11 protein-coding genes and 1 pseudogene are annotated in these 18,515 nt (G+C 60.9%); 3 read left to right on the top strand and 9 right to left on the bottom strand.

Annotated features, from left to right (window positions below):
• Positions 1-32: 32 nt before the first annotated feature.
• The 8 genes from ACFVSI_RS09955 to ACFVSI_RS09990 form a co-directional block, all read right to left on the bottom strand.
• Positions 33-2,276, bottom strand: coding sequence for a hypothetical protein (locus tag ACFVSI_RS09955; protein ID WP_387822601.1), 2,244 nt, complete (start codon positions 2,274-2,276; stop codon positions 33-35).
• A gap of 99 nt (positions 2,277-2,375) precedes the next feature.
• A complete protein-coding gene (locus tag ACFVSI_RS09960; protein ID WP_387822604.1) occupies positions 2,376-3,404 on the bottom strand; it encodes a lysylphosphatidylglycerol synthase domain-containing protein in 1,029 nt (342 codons plus the stop codon).
• Entirely contained in the window at positions 3,401-4,156 is a 756-nt protein-coding gene (locus ACFVSI_RS09965; protein WP_387822606.1) for a glycosyltransferase, read from the bottom strand. Before ACFVSI_RS09965 ends, ACFVSI_RS09960 begins: the two co-directional genes overlap by 4 nt.
• Before the next feature lie 212 nt (positions 4,157-4,368).
• The gene (locus ACFVSI_RS09970) at positions 4,369-7,464 is read right to left on the bottom strand and encodes a chitobiase/beta-hexosaminidase C-terminal domain-containing protein (protein ID WP_387822609.1); all 3,096 of its coding nucleotides are present in this window, start codon (positions 7,462-7,464) and stop codon (positions 4,369-4,371) included.
• The gene (locus ACFVSI_RS09975; protein ID WP_387822769.1) at positions 7,464-7,991 is read right to left on the bottom strand and encodes a hypothetical protein; all 528 of its coding nucleotides are present in this window, start codon (positions 7,989-7,991) and stop codon (positions 7,464-7,466) included. Before ACFVSI_RS09975 ends, ACFVSI_RS09970 begins: the two co-directional genes overlap by 1 nt.
• A gap of 84 nt (positions 7,992-8,075) precedes the next feature.
• Entirely contained in the window at positions 8,076-8,885 is an 810-nt protein-coding gene (locus ACFVSI_RS09980) for a hypothetical protein (protein WP_387822612.1), read from the bottom strand.
• Positions 8,886-9,054: 169 nt separating this feature from the next.
• Positions 9,055-10,401 (bottom strand): hypothetical protein, encoded by a 1,347-nt coding sequence (locus tag ACFVSI_RS09985; RefSeq protein ID WP_387822615.1) that lies wholly within the window; start codon positions 10,399-10,401, stop codon positions 9,055-9,057.
• 261 nt (positions 10,402-10,662) lie between these two features.
• A complete protein-coding gene (locus ACFVSI_RS09990; RefSeq protein ID WP_387822618.1) occupies positions 10,663-13,407 on the bottom strand; it encodes a GH25 family lysozyme in 2,745 nt (914 codons plus the stop codon).
• A 277-nt stretch (positions 13,408-13,684) separates the two neighbouring features.
• Here ACFVSI_RS09990 and ACFVSI_RS09995 point away from each other — a divergent pair.
• The 3 genes and pseudogenes from ACFVSI_RS09995 to ACFVSI_RS10005 all read left to right on the top strand — a co-directional run.
• Positions 13,685-14,569 (top strand): annotated as a pseudogene (locus tag ACFVSI_RS09995) (CpaF family protein); the annotation flags it as partial.
• 269 nt (positions 14,570-14,838) lie between these two features.
• On the top strand, positions 14,839-16,011 hold the full coding sequence (locus ACFVSI_RS10000) for an endonuclease domain-containing protein (protein ID WP_387822772.1): 1,173 nt from the start codon (positions 14,839-14,841) through the stop codon (positions 16,009-16,011).
• A 61-nt stretch (positions 16,012-16,072) separates the two neighbouring features.
• A complete protein-coding gene (locus ACFVSI_RS10005) occupies positions 16,073-17,713 on the top strand; it encodes a recombinase family protein (RefSeq protein ID WP_387822621.1) in 1,641 nt (546 codons plus the stop codon).
• 102 nt (positions 17,714-17,815) lie between these two features.
• On the opposite strand, the gene ACFVSI_RS10010 is transcribed toward ACFVSI_RS10005, so the two are convergent.
• Complete coding sequence (locus ACFVSI_RS10010) at positions 17,816-18,397, bottom strand: recombinase family protein (RefSeq protein WP_387822624.1); 582 nt, start codon at positions 18,395-18,397, stop codon at positions 17,816-17,818.
• Between the last annotated feature and the right edge of the window lie 118 nt (positions 18,398-18,515).

Genomic DNA, 18,515 nt, shown 5'->3' on the forward strand with positions numbered 1-18,515 from the left:
GCTCTTTTCCTGGCTACAGCCGTTCAGCGGGCTTATACCGTGACCTTTTCGGCCGGTTGCTGGATTGTCTGCCCCGCAGACTTCCCGCGGCGGTAGCGCCTTACGTAGTGGAACACGGTGAACAGCAGAATTCCGAGCCACGCAGCAGCCTGTGCTGCCAGTCCCATGGTGAGTCCCGGCGTCGTGAAGGAGATGTCCACGGTCTTGGCACCCGCGGGGAGGTCAACCATGATGACGCCGGCTGGGCCCTGGGTCAGTTGCTGCGTCTGGCCGTCTACCTTGACGGTGTATCCGGGCCAGGCGAGGCGGGCGAAGGTAAGCTTCCCGCCGCTGCCAATGCCTGACAACTGGACGTGCTCGTCGTTGCCGGTCCTCGTGGAGTCCTGGACTGTAATACCGTCAGACACCCACGACACCGTGCCGGGGTGCGGCAGGGGGTTCTGGCGCTGGAGGATCGTCCGGGTCTCGTCCGATGCCACAATTGACCAACCCGGTGCAATGTTCAGCTGATCCGGGGCGATCAGGGTCTTCTGGACGGCGACGGTCTCAACCTGGAGGACGTCAGCCAGAGTCGCGTTGATTTCCGGTGATGCCTGCTTGAACAACTCGGTGTAGGCCAGCGGGCACGTTTCACCGCGGTAGTTCATGCACAAGGCATTGACGTACGTAGTGAAGCTGATTCCGCTGTAGCGGCCCATGCTGTTGTTGACGTCGGCATTGAGGATCTGGTTGCCGTAGAGGAGGCGTCCCTCGGTGAATTCCTCACCAGTGATCTTCATGGTGTTGAAAATCTGGATGGTATTGCCCTTGTAGTTGCTGGTCGAGTCCCGCAGGGTATCAGCATCCACGGGAGAGCCGATGCCGGCCACTGCGTTGTTGGGTACGAACTGCCGGGACTGCATGCCCAGGGTGGCGATGGTGCCGATGACCATCACGGCGGCAAGGCCACGGTATCCGAACCGCTTCCAACCCAGGACAGCAAGCGCAACAAGGACCAGCGTTACGGCGAGCGTGAAGACCTGCCACTTGCCGCCCTCCGGCACCATGGACCACGCGCGGTAGGTGCCGAAGCCGAGAATGGCCACCGTGATGACCAGGCGCTTCTTCCAGGCAGTCGTTTTCAGGCCTGCCGATGCTACAACGGCCACCAGGACAATGACACCCAGGTACACGTACTCGATAAGACGGATGGGCCAGCGGAAGACCAGAACCTGGGAAGGAGCAAACGTCAGGAGGAAATAGATTCCCGTGATGATGTAGATGCTGAAGATCTGGCGGGACCGGTTACGGAAGCTCCGGAAGTCAAGCCAAGGAAGCAACGGCAGGACGAACCAGGCCAGGTAGCTCGATGGAACGTTGTCGATGGGGGCCCAGAAGTTGTTGATCCGGGGCCTCATGGAGGAGGTACTCATCGTCAACAGGGAAGACATGTCAGGCGAGAGGAACAGGTCGTTGAGAATCTCGCTCTGTTGCCTCACGGTAACCGCGGAGCTGAGGGGCAGAGGGAAGTAGACCAAGACGGCGGTCAAACCCACAAGCGCGCCTACGATGACGATCGGAATCAGGCGACGCCAGTGCCGCATCAGCATCAACTCGATGGCAACTGCAGCCAGGACGAGGATGACGCCGATGGCACCGTAGGGATTGCCCGCGGTCATGGTCATGAAGCCAAGAAGGAACGGCAGGAACGGTGAGGTGTTTCGACGGGCGTATCGGCGCACTGACCACCAGAAGACCGTGATCCAGGCAAACGCCATCAGGCCGCCCGGCCAACGGGCGGCCTCATAGAAGAGGGTAAAGCCGCTGAACGGAATGGCTACGCCGGCGGCAAGGGCCAGTGGCCTGTTGGAGCCGTAATCGCGGGCGAGCATGTATGTGCCAAAGGCCAACAACGCGATGAACTGGACGATGATGAAATAGCTCGCCAGCGACAGGTTCTCGAAGTTGGAGACGATGACGGAATTGATGATATTGACGGGGTTGAAGATTCCATAGCCCACTTCGGCAACAATGTTGCCGCCAACCCAGCCACCGGGTTCCATCAACGGGAACCGGCCGGAGCGGATCTCCTCACCCATGTGCCGCCACAGGGGAAGGAACGACTGCATCATGTCATCCCAGTAGTAGAACGTGGGATTGAACAGCCTGGGAATGATGGAGGAGATTGCCGCGATGGCGGCGGTAACGATGCCCCAATGCCAGTCGTGCTGCATGAAGTAGCGCCGCCTGGTGACCGGCTGGCGCTGGGCAGTGGCCCCGGAGGTTACTGCTGTCATGGTCGTACCTTGCTCCTTAGCGCGCGGCATAAGTTTGGATATTACCCCGAAGAACGCCCGGGAATCGTTGATTCCCGGGCGCGACAAAGACCCACAGCATCAGCTGGGCTCTGAGGTGCTTTCTCCGGGTGATTTGGAAGCTGACTGTTGGCGCCACCGGAAGTGCACGAACGCGATGCCGACGCAGAGCAGGTCTGCGACGGTGAACATGATCCGGGACAGCGCGGCAATTGCCGTTGCAGCACCGGCCGTCATCATGCCGGCCAATGCGAGGATGAGGATGGCCTCACGCGCCCCCACGCCGGCGGGAAGCAGGAACGCGAGCACGCCCAAGGTCATTCCGAGCGCCAGAGCTCCGGTGAGGACCAGGAACGTAGCGAGATCCAGGGTTGCCTCGTGACCGACCAGGATCCACAAGTGCAGGCCGTAGCAGAGGTACATGAGGACGCCGAGAATGAAGGCCTTGACCATGGTGTTCGCCTGGATGCGCTCGGGCAGCGGTGGCCGACGGAACACCTTGAGCACGAGGTTGACCAGGAAGGTCACAACGTTCGGGTTCATCGCCAGGATGACAACGGGCAGGATGACGTACAGCCACTGCAGATTGGGCTCGCGCTGGACGAGGATCGGCAGCGCTGAAGCTCCGACCACCAATGCCGCGCCGATGGTGATGCCGGTGCTTACCAGCGAGGCCACGAAGACCTGGGCCCTTGCAATGCCGTTCTTGCGGCCGAGCTCCATCTGGAGGACGAATGCCCACACTGAACCGGGAAGGTACTTGCCGATCTGGCCAACGAGGTAGATCTGGTTTAGGACCAAGCCCTGTGGCTCGACGTCCACCGCCTTCAGCAGGCTGGACATGACGACCCGCCACATGTACATGCCGAGAAGAACACCCGGAATGAGGGCCAGCAGGGAAAGCAGGACCTGCCACCATTCCAGTGCAAAGACGGTGGCTTGGACCTGAGGCCATTGGACCGCAATGAAATAGACAGCAGCGGCAAAGACGATGACCACGAGGGCACGCCGGGCAAAATCCACCAGCTTGGCTTTGGTGGATTTCGCGGGCGGCTGTTCCAGGTTCACGTCGTTCTCGTTTGACGGGGTTTCTGCGATGGATCCTGTCATGAGGCGTGGGTCCCAGCGCTGGGGGCGGCTGAGAGTTCATTCTTCCGGCGGCGCATGGCCACCAGGCCTTTGAACATCTTGACGACGTCGGCAGTCCGGATGGTGGTTTCGCCGGGTTCGTCGTCGGGGGCCAAAGTGACGGGAACTTCCACGATGTCGAATCCCTGCTTTTCAGCGGCGTAGACAACCTGGGTGCTGAAGAGGAAGCCGGGATCGTCAAAACGATGCACCATGCTCCGCAACCAGCCGCCCTCGACGATCAGCGTGCCTTGGGAATCGCCAACCTTGGATCCAAGAATCACCTGTCGAAGCGTCTTGAATCCGAAGGTGGTGAGTCCGCGCAGGGGACTGCGCTGGATGTTCGAATTCTTGTGCGCCTTGGAACCGATGACCACGTGCGGCTTGGGGGTGAGCTTTGCATCTTCATCAAGATCATCCGTCCCGAAGGGGAGGTCGTCCGCGGTCAGGAGGACGCGTCGACCGGAGCTGGCTTCAATGCCTTTCCGGTATGCGTTTCCCATCCCTTTTTCGCTTTGGAGAACATGGAACGTTACGTTCGGAGTGTCCACCGCGTGCTCACGGGCAACCTGAAGTGTGTTGTCGGAAGATCCGTTCTCCACGATGATGATCTCGGAGTTGCCACTGGTTAGATAGCCGGAAAGGCGCGCCATGGTTGCCGCCAATATCCGTTCTCCGTTATAGACCGGGATCACAACGGAGAGATCCGGTTGGCCTGCCTGGTCGAAAGTCAAGACTCTCCTCGGTAGTTCGTGCCGACGAATTCTTGACGCCAGCCGCAGCCCGCAACGCTGGCGTCACGAGGTCCTTGCAAACCCTCAGTCTAGTTCATTGCGGCAAACGATCCGTGGAAGCATGGTGTGCTCACGGAACGCAGCCAACGAAAGGGGTGCACCGGATATTCTCCGATGCACCCCTCGAAACGGCAAGCTGGCGGTTCAGTCCACTAGGGGAGCGACGTGAATCCTTGCCATCCTGTTCCTACTTGCCCCCAGGCAAGCCACCCACCGGTGCCATTGCCTGGGTAGAGCCACAGATTGCCGTTGGCATCCCTGGCGAGGACATCGGACTTGCCGTTGCCATTGAAATCGCCTGGGCCGAGGAGGGCCGTCATGCCGCCCCAGCCGCTGCCGATCTGCGTGCGGGTGCCCCAGCCGCCCGTGCCATTGCTTGGATAGAGCCAGAGGGCGCCGCCGGTATCCCGGGCGATCACGTCAGTCTTGCCATCACCGTTGAAATCACCGGTGCTGAAGATGGCATTCATGACGTTCCAGCCAGCCCCGACCTGCGTTGCCCCTGCGGTGAACTTGCCCAGGCCGTCTCCCTTGTAGAGCCACAGCACGCCTGATGCATCCCTTGCCAGAAGGTCGGATTTGCCATCTCCGCTGAAGTCGCCGGGAGCGACGATTGCCGTCATTCCACTCCAACCACTTCCGACGGACACCGCCGGCTGCCAACCGCCTGTTCCGTTGCCTTTGAAGAGCCACAGTTGTCCGGCGGCATCCCGGGCGAAGACATCGCTGCGTCCATCTCCACTGAAGTCCTTGGTGGGAATGATCAGGTTGTAGTTGTTCCAGGAGGTACCGGTGTTGACCTTGCCCAGCCAACCGCCTGTGCCGTTGCCCGGGTAGAGCCACAGTGTTCCGGCCGCGTCGCGGGCCAGGACGTCATTCTTGGCGTCTGAGTTGTAGTCCTTCCAGGTATTGGCGGGGGCCGGAGGCACGGTGTACGTCTGGGAGGCCACTGCGGATTGGTTTCCAGCGGTGTCCACGGCAAAGTACTTCACCGTGGTCGTTGCCGTGGGTGTGATCGTCACCGTTGTGGTTCCAACCTGGCTGGACACAGTCGGGGTGGAATTATCGGTGGTGTAGTAGATCTTTGCCCCCGCTTCTGTCGTCAGCGTGACGCTTTGTCCCAGGGTGATGTTGCCGCCCTGGGGGCTGGGAGTGACAGTCGGCGCAACGTTGTCCAGCACATAAACCTGCGTCTGTGGTGCAGAGGCGTTGTTCGAGGCATCCACCGCCATGTACTTGATCGTCTTGCTGCCCATCGTTATGGGAGCGGTGTACAGCGTGCTGGCCGTAGTGGGTGTGCTGCCATCTTCCGTGTAGTAGATCTTCGCGCCGGCTTCGTTGGCCGTGAGCGTGATCTTGCTCGATGGGCCGTAGGTGCCTGCAACGGGATCCGCCGTCACGGTTGGTGGTGTTGTGTCAGCGACGAAGACCGTGAAGTTCACACCGGCCACCGTCGTGTTCCCCGCAGCGTCCCGGGCTTCAACTTCGAACCTGTTCGGTCCATTGGCGATGTCGGCGTAAACCTTGGGGGAGGTGCATGCCGTGAAGGCATCTGTCCCCAGCCGGCAGCGGAATCCGGCCACATCCGGTGAAGTGGAGGCGAACTGGAACTGGTATCCGGCACCCACTGTGGCGCCACTGGCCGGAGCCGTGATTGCCACCTGCGGAGCAGTGAGGTCCGCTGTCACGTTCAAGGAAGCAGCAGGGCCGACGTTGCCGGCGGGATCCGTGCTCCTGATGCGCAGGGTGTGCGCACCTTCCGTGGTCAGCGTGAAGGTGTCTCCCGGTACGCAGGCCTTGAAGTCAGCGTCCGCCGTGGAATCAACCGAGCAACTCAGCGTAGTTCCGGCTTCGAAGGTCGCACCGAGTACCGGCTTCCCGTTTACCACCTGTCCGCTGTTTGGTGCGGTGAAGACGGGCGCGGCAGGGGCCACAGTGTCCACGGTGAACGTCCGCGAAACGGGAACGCCTCCCGGAGCCGGCCGTACTGAGAACGTCTGCGGTCCGTTTGCCAGGACGGCTGAGGTGTACGTGCCACTGGTGCAATCCGTCCAGGCCCCACCGACGGAGCATTCCAAAGCGCTTCCGCTCGGATCCGCGCTGACACCAAACGTCGGTGTTGTGTCGTTGGTGTAGGCGGGATTAGGCGACTGCGCCCCACTTGCCAGCGTCGGGCCGGAGGTTATCTGGGCTACGACTCCGCCCAGGAGGCTCATCTTTCCTTGGCCGGTAGCCGGTGTTGCGTTCAGTTGACCGGGATCGTCCAAGACCAGCAACTGGCCACCACGCATGCCGAGGCCGCTGATCTTGCTGAAGCCCAAAGCCCAGGAGTTGTCGACAACTCCGGTATTCAGATTCAGTCGTGAAACCTTGTCCTTACCTGCATCGGCCGCAGTGGTCCCAGTGCTGGTGCCCGTGTAGATGATGTGGGCGTCGTAGTCGTAGTAGATCGACGAGGCGACACCAACGTTGTAGGACGCCAGCGGCACATAGTTGGTCATGTCGCCGTCGTCCGGGGCCGAAAAGGCCCGAAGCCCGGTGGTTTCCAGCACGTAGACGCTGACGTGACCGTTGCTGTCCCAGCCCGCGGCCACCAGGCCCAGGGCCTTGGTAGTCACCGAGGCGATGGTTTCGATGCTCGGGTGCTTGATGGTCGGATCAACGATCTTGATGATCGAGCGCGCATTCGCAAAGGAAAGGTAGATGTTGCCGTCCGGACCGTCGCTGACGGCGTTCGGCCTGACATCGCCATCCAAGATGGAGAGCGTGCTGCTGTACTCGAAGCGGTTCAGGGAAGGACTCCATTCGGCGCGCACCAAATGCGAGCTTCCCACCGAGGCGTCAGGAATGAACGCTATCTCATCACCGCTGCCTACCTGGGCGGGCGTGGGATCGTAGATGCTGGCCACTCCGGGCACCTTTGCACCTTGCCCTGATCCGGGCAGGCTACCGCCCAGGCAGGTGTCCTTTTCTACGGTGCCGGGTTGTCCGTTGGTTGGCTCGGACATGCGGCAGAAGCCGGCGACACTGTCCGAAACCCATACTTTGCCGACGGGATCCACGACTGTGCCGGCAGCCTTGGAAAGACCAGTGCCGACCACCTGGCGCTGTTGGTCGGCGAAGGCCGGGGTGCTGGAGACGACGGCGGTCATTCCGGCAACGGCCAAAGCCGCTGCCGCCACCAATGTTGTCAGTTTCTTGCCGCGGAGCCGGCTTGGGGTGAAGGCACGGGCTGTGGACTGTTCCATCACGCCACTTCCTTCAGCCACTTGGTCAGGACTGCCGACTGAGGCGCCATGGGGGCCAGGGTCAGTGCGCCTTTGACGATCGGCGGCCCACCGAGCCCATACAGAGCGGTACTGATGGTGGGGGGATTGCTGCGGGTGCATGCTTTGACTATTGCCAGGCAGATATCCGCCCGGTTACCCGAGGCCCCGGCTTCAATCGCGACATTGACGGCAGCGTTTTCCTCGGCTTCAAGGACCTGGGGCTGCGGGCCGACGTAGGCAACCCGGACGTCGGCGAATTTCTTGTACTGGGTATTCGCCCAGACTTCCGGAAGGCTTGACAGGACTGCGAGCGAATTTCCGTCCGCCCCACGACAGTCAAACTTGTACCTTTTTACCGGTTCCGGTCTTTCGCGACGAGGAGTGTCGGCATCGCCGGCATTCGTTACGCCCAGCCGGAACGGCTCAACTTTTTGCGTGGCTTGGACAGAGCAGCCCGTAAGAACGAGACCGGCTAGGCCAAATTGGACGACAGCGCGTCTTGGCATATCCACCGAGGGATCCCCACTTCATTCGGATGCTCCCCAGCTCCGCATGCAGTTGGATGTTCGCCCCAGCCGTTGCCGGCTGCATTACTCCATCTTCTCCCATATTCCGCATTTGTCACTACTTAAGACGTCTTTTTCTGCAAGAAGAATTCCGGCTTGTCCTTCGACAGCGCCGCCGGCCGCCTTTTGGCCGCCATCCGGCCCTTTGACACTCCAGCTGCAGCCTTCCGGCGGCGTTTTCCGGAGATGGAATTTACCGGCGGCCAGGCCGCCGTCGCCGACTGTATGTTGGCCGTCACCGGCGCGGGCGCCTGCGGCCCACAGCGCAATGATTTTTCCTTGGGGCGCTTTAGGGCAGAGCTGGCTGGCAGCCTGCAGGAGCTGGCGGCTGCTGCCGCCGAAGACTTGCGAAGCGGAATCATCGCTGACGCGGGTGCAAAGTCCCAACGCCGCCAAGTAGGATTCCAGGCCTTGGGCCGGGTCCTTGCCTGGCTCGGCGATGGCGATGATCCTGGCTTCGTCTTCCGTGGGTTCGTAGGGTTGTGGGCCCTGGTAGTTGGCCGTGCAGGCGTCCAAACGCACATAACCTGACGATGCCCAGACCTCGGCCAGGCTCGAGTAAGTGGTGTCGGGTACGCCATTGAGGCTGGTACAGGAGTAGGAGAAGCGGCCCGAGTCGTCCGGATCGCCGGCGCCCTGTCCGCTGCCTTCACCAGGTTCGCTGGAGGGATCTGAGGGAGTTTCCGACGGCGGTGCGGACTGCGGCGGGGACGTCGAAGTGGTGGGGGATGAGGAGGTGGCGGAAGTCGTGGGTGTTGCTCCCGGCGCCGAGGAACAGCCCGAGGCAAGCAGCAGCACAGCTGCAGCTGCTGCTGAAAGGTAGTGAAAACGCATCAGGGCCTCCAGCTCCATGGTTCTCCGGAGCAGTCAGCCGGGTCAATGGAATGCCCGGCGAATCGGGTATCGATACCGCTACGGTTTGTGCGGCAGGTGACGCAGGAGTAACGCTGCGGAACGTTGAAGGCCTTGGCCGACAGCCAAGGCCTTCAAAACCCCTGCGTGCCTAGGCGAGCATGGAATTCAGGGTGTTGATGATGGTGGCCTCCACGCCGCCTGTGCCACCCACGAAGTGGGCGATGTGGCCGTAGACGGTCATTGAGCCGCCAGCGATCCCGGGATAGTCGGGATCCCAACCACCCTCGTAACTTCCGCCCACCGAGTATGGTGGCAGGAACTGGGCGCTCGGCAGGTAGTAGCACGACTCGTTACCGTAACCGCCCACAATGACGCCATTTGCGCCGCCGTACTTCGACCGGAAATATGCCGCGTAGCCGCTGACCAGCTCCCCGCCGACAATACCGATTTTCAATTGCGGGCTTCCACCGAACTTCCACACCTGAAATGGGCACGTTACGGTCGTGGCGTAGCTTCCGCTGTCGATCCGTCCGATCATCACCTGGGCATGGCGTCCGTACCAGGCAGGGTTGCCGTCGAGGTTCGGCAGGCGCGAAGCATAGGCTGCCCTGACCGCCGCAAGATTTCCAGCAGTAGGCGTGATGTCCAGCGGTATCTGGATCTCTTTGTAGCTCGTCTGGAGCGGACTGCCGATGGTTCGACCAGGCGTCTGCATTGCGATCGACACTGCTGAACCAAGTTTGGTGGCATATTCGTCGCGAAGGTCCCAGCTGGGTTCGCCCATGGGATTCTGGTCGCCTGCCGCGCCCTGGAGGAACAGGGCAAAGCAATTCGTATTGTTGTTTTCGATGTAGTTGCAAGCCCCTGCGGGGAAATCTCCGTCGAAGAGAGTGCGCATACCGGCAGCTACAGGGTGGCACGCGTAATTGAAAATCACGGCCCGCGCTTTGCCATTCGAGCGGCGCGCGACGATAACGGGAACCGTGTCTTCCAGGTACGGCAACCCCGCCCTGTTGTAGGCGATGCTCGCCGTAGTGACCTTGTAGTCGAGCGTGACCGCTGTCTGTGCGTTGTTGAGCGCTTGCTGGGCCGCATCCACGAGGTCATCCTCAAGGTGCTGGCTGTAGGTTTCCACCATCGACAAATCAGATAGCCCGTAGCACATGAACGGGTGAAGGGTGTCAACCACTACTGGCCCGTTGTGCGTGTGGGTCGACTGGATCAGGATGTCACCGTTGGTCCAGTTTGCCAGCTGAAGGATCCTTGCCCTGGCACTTTGGTGGATTGAGTGCGGCAAAGCGAGGATATCCACACTCATGATGAGGTTCGGCGAGCCGTCCTCCCACAGTACGATTGCGCGGACCCACAGGGATTCGTAAGGTGCACTGCTGGTGGCCTCGCGACCACCGTCGAGGGTCCCGTACCCCGCCATGTACGGATTGACATCGATGGACGGGGAAATGCTGACCTTGGCCGTAGAAACGGTAAACGCCATGAAAGATCACTCCTTGATTGTGCGCCAGTGGTGACCTTCGTTTGCCCCCAAACAAAGCCCGTTTCCCATTGCGCTGAACAGCCAAAACGTGAGACCACCTTTATTAGACCACGCAATGTTCGGATATGACGCCTATCCATTGCAGCGGACATCATTTGTTTCATTTCCGACGCTTTCCGGCGAAAACGGAAAGGGCCCGCACACTCCATTCTGGAGTTTGCGGGCCCTTCCCAACAGGTCGTTCCTTGCTTGCTATCCCGGCTACCTTGCTGCTGGTGAGAGGATTTTCAGGCCGCCCCAGCCGGATCCGATCACGCTGGGTGAGCCCCAGGCCCGGTTCTGCCCGACGGGGTAGTAGCGGAGTTCACCGCCGGTAGTTCGACCGATGATTCCGGTTGAGTTCGCTCCCGCAAATCCGCGGATGGCTCCGTAGCTGTTAATGGCATTCCACCCCGTACCGACGGTCGCCGGAGCTTCCGTGATGAAAGCCCCGTTGCCGTTGGATCGGTAGAGCAAGAGGTTGCCCGTGGCATTTTTCGCCAGGAGATCGGCGTTGGAGTCCTTATCGAAGTCCATTTGAACGATGTCCAGGCCTGACCAGCCCGTTCCGATCTGGGTACGGGCTCCCAGGGCACCACCCGAGGGATTGCTGATCTGGAACAAACGGCCTGCGGGGTCATAACCCACGATTCCTGGCCGGGTATCAGACTTTTTCCACCGTCCTACAGTGAGGGTCCAGTCCTGCCAGCCTGTGCCGAGGCTGATGGGCCCGCCGAAGCCCCGGCCTTGCAGGCCCGGGTACAGGCTCAGCCTTCCATCGCTCCATTGCGCGAGGATGTCCAAAGCGCCGTCGCCGTTCCAGTCGGTGAGGAAACCGGCCTTCAACCCGGTCCATTGCGTGCCGATCAGCTCAGGGGAGTTCAGGGAGCCTGACCCTGAACCCGCGTACCGATACAGGTTGCCGTCCTGCCGAATGGCCAGGACATCGGGCTCGTCAACGCCCAGGGTGCTCTCAACATTGACGGGGGCGCCGCCTATAAGCATGGCGTCGTTCCACCCCAAACCTGTCAGGAAGCGGTTGCCCCAGGAGCCGCCCACGGCCGGGTAAAAGTAGAGGTCGCCGTTGGCAGCCCGAGCCTGCAGCCCCTGTGAACCCGCACCGTTGAAGCCCGCGGAAGAGCTGACCGACGTCATGGCCGACCACCCGTTGCCAATGACCCGTGCAGGCTCTGAAAGGAACGAACCGAGCCCGTTGCTGCGGAACAGCCTCATGGTACCGTCGGCGGTCCTTGACACCAGGTCCTGGCTGCCGTCGCCGTCGAAATCCAAAAGGTTGAACTGGTGCCCGCTGAACCCGGTGCCGATTTGGACGCCGCCACTCAGGGCACCTCCGGAGGCGTTTTGATACCGGTACAGGTTGCCGTCACCGTCCTGTCCAATGACGCCGGGGAAGGCATCCCTTGAGTTCCACCATCCGGCAGCCAAAGACATTTCCTGCCAGCCGCTGCCCACCTGGATGGGTGTACTGAAGCCGCCTGCGGAGTTACCCCGATAGACCTGAAGGGTTCCGTCCGCCCATTGGGCCAGGATGTCCTGGACACCGTCCTGGTTCCAGTCGACAACATGGACGGAGAGGGCGTTGCCCCAGCCGGAGCCGATGGTCACCGGGCCGGTTATTCGTCCTTGCCCGTCGGCGGGGAAGTTGTCGAGTCGTCCGGAGGGCATTGCTGCCAGCACATCCGCACCGGATCGGATCGAGGGATTCGAGGGGGCAGGTACGCCCCGGGCAAAGGTACGGAGCTCGTCGTAGGTGCCGTTGAAGATGTTGGAGTCGCCTTCGAAGGGACCGGTGCTGCTGTACTGCCACATGGAGTAGTCGTTCCAGCTGGCCGGCAAAGACCCGGGCGCGTTGGTGGGATTGTTCCAGTACGAAGCGATCCAGAGCGGGTAGCTGCCAAATGTGCTGTTGCCCACGCAGGTGTTCCACCAGTCGGTGGTGCTGTAGATGACGGGGAATCTGCCGGTCAATGCCTTGACCGTGTTGCCGAAGTCGGCCGCCCACTGACCCAGCTGGGCCTTGGACATGTCATAACAAGTGTTGCCGAAGTAGAAGCCGTTGATGGTGCGTCCGGCATAGGGGTTGTACTCAATGTCCAGGACCGGCGGGAGAGTGTAGCCATCTGCCGACCATCCGCCCCCGTTTGCCACGAAGTACCTGGCTTGGTCGGCACCGGATGACCAGTTCGGGATGGCGAAGTGGTATGCGCCGCGGACCATGCCAACATTCCGGGAGCCGTTGTACTGCTGGGCGTAGTTTTCGTTGAGGTAGTAGTTACCTTCGGACGCCTTGACGTAGGCCCACCGCGAGCCCTGGGTCCATTGGCTTTGCCAGTCGACATTGCCCTGGTGGGCGCTGACGTCCTGGCCTTGGATCCCGATGGTGGGACGCCAATGGTCCGGGTCGGCTGCCATCGGTACCAACGCCTGGACAGCCCCACCAACGGACTTGGCTCGGGCGGGCGCGGCCGCTTCCTTGCCTTGATTGGCAGTGACGACCCTGGGGGAGCGCTGGCCCATTTCGGCGCCGCCAGCCGGGATGGACGCCCGCATCGCGGCCTTCATGGTCTCGGCGTCCGGAGCGTTGCCCGGCATCGCCCCGGGCTTTGTGGTTTGCGCTTCGGCTTTGCTGTCGGGGCCGGCAGCCGGTGCTGTCGCACCTCCAGGAGAAAGTTCGACGCCGGTGATCGGCGCTTGCTGGTCAGGCAACTTTCCGGGGGGAGGGCTGTTTTCGGCCGGAGACGACGCGGGGCCGTTACCTGCTGGTTTGGGGCCCTGGGGTGATCCTGGTGACGGAGCTCCGGAAGCTGGTGCCGGTTGGGGGACCGGGGTCTGGGCCCAGGCAGGCGCTCCAAGGAAACTGCCTGCCGTAAGGGCGACGGCCAGCGCCAGCCCTACGCGCGCCAACGGAATCCGTCCCGCCGGGACCATCAATTTATGTTTCATCATCACATCCGGCCCTGTACCGCGGCTCAGCGGTGCATGGTGTGGCTTAGGGACAAGCTTCGGGCGCCTGCGCGTGAGACCATAGGCCAGCTCCTAACGGGCTTTACCCTAACATCCTGAAACAGGAGTGACTAGTGGGATTGACGGTGCTGTTGTGACTGGCTGTTCCAAGTTATCCACATACCGCGCCGGCAGACTTGAGGCGGTCCCATGGCTCACGTAGCGTAAGTCACTCGAGATGCGCCTCTCGTTTACGCAATCATGACCATTGGGGAGAGCTGTGGATGCAGTAAGGATCGTCGAGGGAGAGGTCCGGGAACTGATCCGGCGCCGGGGCTTGGATCCCCTGGAACAGGCCGGGGACGTCCGCTCCCTGGTCGAGGAAGCGGTCAACGACTACGACGAACGCGCGCTCCTTGCTCCGCTTCCTCCTTTGGGGCATCTTGAGACAGCCCGCCGCCTCATTTTCGACGCCGTCGCGGGCTTCGGGCCGCTGCAGCCGCTTCTTGACGACGACGCCATCGAAGAACTGTGGATCAACGCTCCCCATGAGGTCTATGTTGCCCGGAACGGGGAGTCGGAACTAACCACGGTGAGTCTGAGCGAGCAGCAAGTCCGCGATCTGGTCGAGCGAATGCTGAAGACTTCCGGACGCCGGCTGGATTTGTCATCGCCATTCGTTGATGCAGCGCTCCCGGACGGATCAAGGCTCCATGTCGCCATCCCTGACATCACCAGGAGGCACTGGGCCGTGAATATCAGAAAGTTCACGGCCCGGGCAAACAGGCTTGAGCACCTCGTTGAGCTTGGCAGCCTCTCGCCCCAGGCGGCAAGGTTTCTCGGTGCGGCCGTGGCCAGCGGACTCAACATTCTTGTCTCCGGGGCCACGCAGGCTGGAAAGACCACCATGCTCAATTGCCTTGGGGCCCACATTGGTTCCCGGGAGCGCGTCATCACCGTTGAAGAGATCTTTGAACTGCAGCTTCCTTTGCGTGACGTGATCGGACTTCAATGCCGTCAACCGAACTTGGAAGGTGAAGGCGAGATCCCACTCCGCAGGCTGGTCAAGGAAGCCCTTCGAATGCGGCCGGACAGGTTGATTGTTGGCGAAGTCCGCGAAGCTGAAAGCCTGGACATGCTGATCGCTTTGAACTCCGGGCTCCCTGAAATTAATCATAGACAGTACAGGCGCGGAGTCGACGGGTCCAAGCCTCGGTGATCGGTCTCAGTGTCTGTGCTTGCCTTTAGCCTTCTCCTATGGAGTTGACATGCACGGAATGCAGGAGTGCCTTTTGGGTGGACATGGGTCACAGGGGGGTAGCGCCGCTTACCTGCAGCCCGGACTGCCGCCGAGTGCGGCGTAATCGTCTCTCGCAGGCTAAGCGAGACCTTCAGCGCGACATGGAATCTGAACAAATTTTGGATGCCCATCCCATGGTTTCCGATATCATCGTCGCGCTTCTGTCCTGCAAGGCCTGCGGGGGCGAGTTTACTAAGCCTGACTATGCAACAACCAGAAGTCCTGAGTATTGCAGTGAACACTGCCGTCAGGAAGCCAGGTCGCTACGTGCACAGAAATACAATTCCGAGGCGGCTGCAGAAATTGCGTCGGGCCTCAGGGCCAGACCTTCTCGGGCCGTGGCAGCTGGCCACCAGGGAGCGCGACGCGTAGAGGTGTCGGTGTGTGAGGAATGCGGAAGAGAGTTTCCCAGGGGTGAATCCCGAAAGCCGCGACTGACCTGCGGAGATGAATGCTATCGGCGACGGCGGGCACGCCAGACCGGGATAATTCGAGCCCAGAAGCGTGCCATCCGGCTGGAGGAACAGGCCCAGTGGGCCTTAGATAATCCACCGCCGCCCCCACCTGGTCCTCCAAGCGTGATATGTACAGAGTGTGGCGAGGAATTTCTGGTTGAAAGGGAGGGGAGTCGCGCTGGTGCCTTGCCCCTGACTTGTGGTGATGAATGTCGAAAGAAGCGCAACGGCCGACTTGCCCGCGAGCGAGGGGCGGAATTGTCCGCCTGCGAGATTGAAGGTTGTGACAGGAGTAGATGGACGCCGGGTATCCCTTGGTGCACGCTGCACTACAGCCGGTCGCAACGATACGGTGACCCGTTGGCGGAGCCCTCTCGCCGGAAACCCACTGGAACCTGTCATTGGTGCCAGGAGTTGGCGCCAGATAAGCGGCTCTTTTGTTCAGCAGAATGCCGCAGGGAGGATGCAAGGCGTCGTTGGTCGGGCGGTCCGTTCAGCGAATGTGCTTTCTGTGGCAAACCCAATGAAGGTCGGCCCAATGAGAAGTTCTGCAGCGGTGACTGCTATAACCTCTTCCTTCGTGCGGCTAAGTACGGTGTGACCGTGGCAGTTCTTAGGGACCTCCTTGGTGAAGACGGCCTGTGTGCAATCTGTGAGGAACGTGAGGGCGAACACATCGACCACGACCACCTGACAGGGCAGGTGCGAGGTCTCCTATGCGGCCAGTGCAATGTGGGCCTCGGTATGTTTCAGGACAGCGAAGAAGTACTGACCAAGGCTGCTGCGTACATTCGCGCAGCCTCTGGTATCCGAAATAGTGGTGTCAACTACGTGACTTCTGCTGCGGTATGACCTGGGCCATCTTCCGATCTTCCAGACATTGCTCATGCACAATGCAGGCTAGGATTACCCAATGCCTCGTAAAGCTTTTATCTACTGCCGAATCAGTGACGACAAAACGGGTGCCAAGCTTGGCGTCCAGCGGCAGGAGGAAGACTGCCGGGCGCTCGCGGCCGATAAGGGTTACGAGGTTGTCCGGGTCTTCCAAGACAACGATATAAGCGCGTACTCGGGCAAAACCCGCCCCGAGTACGCAGCGATGCTAAAACGTATTGCTGCTGGTGAAGTTGATGCCGTTCTTTGCTGGCACCCCGACCGCCTCCACAGGCGTCCAGTGGAGCTGGAGGCCTACATAGATGCTTGTCAGGCTGGCGGGGCGCTCACGCACTCAGTGAAAGCCGGGGAGATGGACCTGGCCAGCGACTCCGGCCAACTTGTGGCAAGGATGCTCGGGGCGGCAGCCCGGTACGAATCAGACACCAAGGCCACGAGGATTCGTAGGGCTTCAGAGCAGGCAACTAGGGCGGGTAAGTGGACTGGCGGAACCCGTCCATTCGGGTGGATTGTTGCTGACGGTATCCCCGAGTTGCACCCGCAGGAGTCGGCCGCACTTGCCGACGCGTGCGCCAGAGTCTTACGGGGCGACAGCCTCGGCTCGATAATCCGTGACTTGAATGAGAGGGGGATTACGACCACGAGGGGAAACAAGTGGGGCTACGCCCAACTGGCCCAAGCGTTGGCGCGGCCACGTAACGCAGGGCTGGCCGACCTGCATGGGGAAATCGTCGGCACCTCCACGTTCCCTGCCATTGTTACCGAGAACGTGTGGCGGGGTGTCTGCGCCATCCTCAATGACCCATCTCGGAGACGCTCGCAGTCCAACAAGGCTGTTCACCTCCTGGCGGGAATAGCCCAATGCCACTGCGGTGAGTACGTCAGGTCTGCTTCTGTTAAGGGGCGGAATAGAGAAACACACCGCATTTACAGGTGCGTTGTCGGTGGACCTGGACACGTCAGCAAGCGAATGGAGTTTGTAGACAAGGTAGTTAACACCGTGATCGTCGGTTTGCGCGCCGCGCAAGAAGCGGCCCGAGGTCGAAATGCTGGCCCCAACCCGGAGGCGGAACGACTGCGGCTGGAAGCGACAGCGTTGCGGAAGCGGCAAGACGAGGCCGCCCTCCAGGCGGCCCTTGGCAATATCCCAATGCAACAGCTGGGTATCATCAACAGCCACATTAGGAAGGAACTCGAAACGGTCACTGCCGAGATGGTGCGCATTGAGCAGGAGGCGGCACGTCAACCGCCGACCGAGGAAGTTCCCCTCGTTTCTATGGATTCCCCTGAGGCTCTTGAATGGCTTGGAATGCACATTGACGACAGGCGCGATTACCTCCGGAGTATCTGCAATGTTGTCCTGCTGCCTCATGGTAAGGGCTCTACCAAGGTGTTTAACCCGGACACGGTACAGCTAGTCGTCAAGGCTCCGGGGGAAGGCCCGGGGCCGCTGGCGAATCAAGCCATTGACAGGCTGGCCGCACAGACGGCAGTGCTCAGGGGCGCTGGTAACGGGACGTTCGTGTCCTTATACGTGGACGGGAAGAGTGTCTCTTTCAGGATTCCTGACGCATACATTAAAGGTGACATGTCGGCGGATGACCTAGCTGCCAGCTTGGTGCCTGTGCCCGGCTTAGAGCGCCCAGAATACGGCAGGTGACCTTCTGGGCCGCACGACCTCCGATAGGCGCTTCTGGGGGCTCCCGGCGGGGCGGCTGTGGCGCATCTGTACTGCGTCTGGTCGTGTGCGTGCGTCCTTTGACTAAAGCCCGGCTTGGGCCATGCGCCGGTATAGCGTAGCTCGGGACATGCCAAGGTCCCGGGCCACCTGAGCTGCTGGTTCCCCCGCATTGATCAGGCGGGCAGCATTCTTGATCTGGCTATCGGTGTACTTTGGAGTGCGTCCACCAAGATCCTTGCCGGCGGCACGCCGCTTGGCCACGCTGTCGTTAATTCGCTCACGCTTGATTTCGAGTTCCATCTGACCAAGTGCCGCCATGACGGTGAAGACCATGGCCCCCATGGGGGTGCTGGTGTCAACGTCACCTCCACCCAGGTTCAGTACGCGTAGGCCCGCATTTCTGGACTTAATGTCCTCAGCCAGTGTCAGCATGTTGGCGGTGGATCGTCCCAGACGGTCCAGCGTGGTAACAACCAGGGTGTCACCTTCATGCAGTGCGGCTAGCGCCTTGTCCAATTCCAGCCGGGAGGCTTTCGCCCCACTGACGCCGTGATCGACATAGAGGTCATCTCGCCGCACACCAGCGGCGATCAGGTCAGCCTCCTGCCTGTCGGTGTCCTGTGCCTTCGTTGAAACGCGGGCGTATCCGATCAGCTTTGCCATGGATGGTTCCTTCGATGTGTCTCATAACAGTGTTTCGCTACAAAGAAATTAACAGGAACTTGCGGGACATACAAGTGAGACACATTTGTTGTGGTTTTTCGCATCCCATGTGTCTCAT

It is taken from the genome of Paenarthrobacter sp. NPDC057981 (assembly GCF_042886835.1).
In the GTDB taxonomy this organism is placed as follows: Bacteria; Actinomycetota; Actinomycetes; order Actinomycetales; family Micrococcaceae; genus Arthrobacter.

Bases quoted from the DNA above. Each gene is read 5' to 3' on its own strand.
- ACFVSI_RS09955 (WP_387822601.1), bottom strand. From the start codon at position 2,276: ATGACAGCAGTAACCTCCGGGGCCACTGCCCAGCGCCAGCCGGTCACC.
- ACFVSI_RS09960 (WP_387822604.1), bottom strand. From the start codon at position 3,404: ATGACAGGATCCATCGCAGAAACCCCGTCAAACGAGAACGACGTGAAC.
- ACFVSI_RS09970 (WP_387822609.1), bottom strand. From the start codon at position 7,464: ATGGAACAGTCCACAGCCCGTGCCTTCACCCCAAGCCGGCTCCGCGGC.
- ACFVSI_RS09975 (WP_387822769.1), bottom strand. From the start codon at position 7,991: ATGCCAAGACGCGCTGTCGTCCAATTTGGCCTAGCCGGTCTCGTTCTT.
- ACFVSI_RS09980 (WP_387822612.1), bottom strand. From the start codon at position 8,885: ATGCGTTTTCACTACCTTTCAGCAGCAGCTGCAGCTGTGCTGCTGCTT.
- ACFVSI_RS09985 (WP_387822615.1), bottom strand. From the start codon at position 10,401: ATGGCGTTTACCGTTTCTACGGCCAAGGTCAGCATTTCCCCGTCCATC.
- ACFVSI_RS09990 (WP_387822618.1), bottom strand. From the start codon at position 13,407: ATGATGAAACATAAATTGATGGTCCCGGCGGGACGGATTCCGTTGGCG.
- ACFVSI_RS10000 (WP_387822772.1), top strand. From the start codon at position 14,839: ATGGTTTCCGATATCATCGTCGCGCTTCTGTCCTGCAAGGCCTGCGGG.
- ACFVSI_RS10005 (WP_387822621.1), top strand. From the start codon at position 16,073: ATGCCTCGTAAAGCTTTTATCTACTGCCGAATCAGTGACGACAAAACG.
- ACFVSI_RS10010 (WP_387822624.1), bottom strand. From the start codon at position 18,397: ATGGCAAAGCTGATCGGATACGCCCGCGTTTCAACGAAGGCACAGGAC.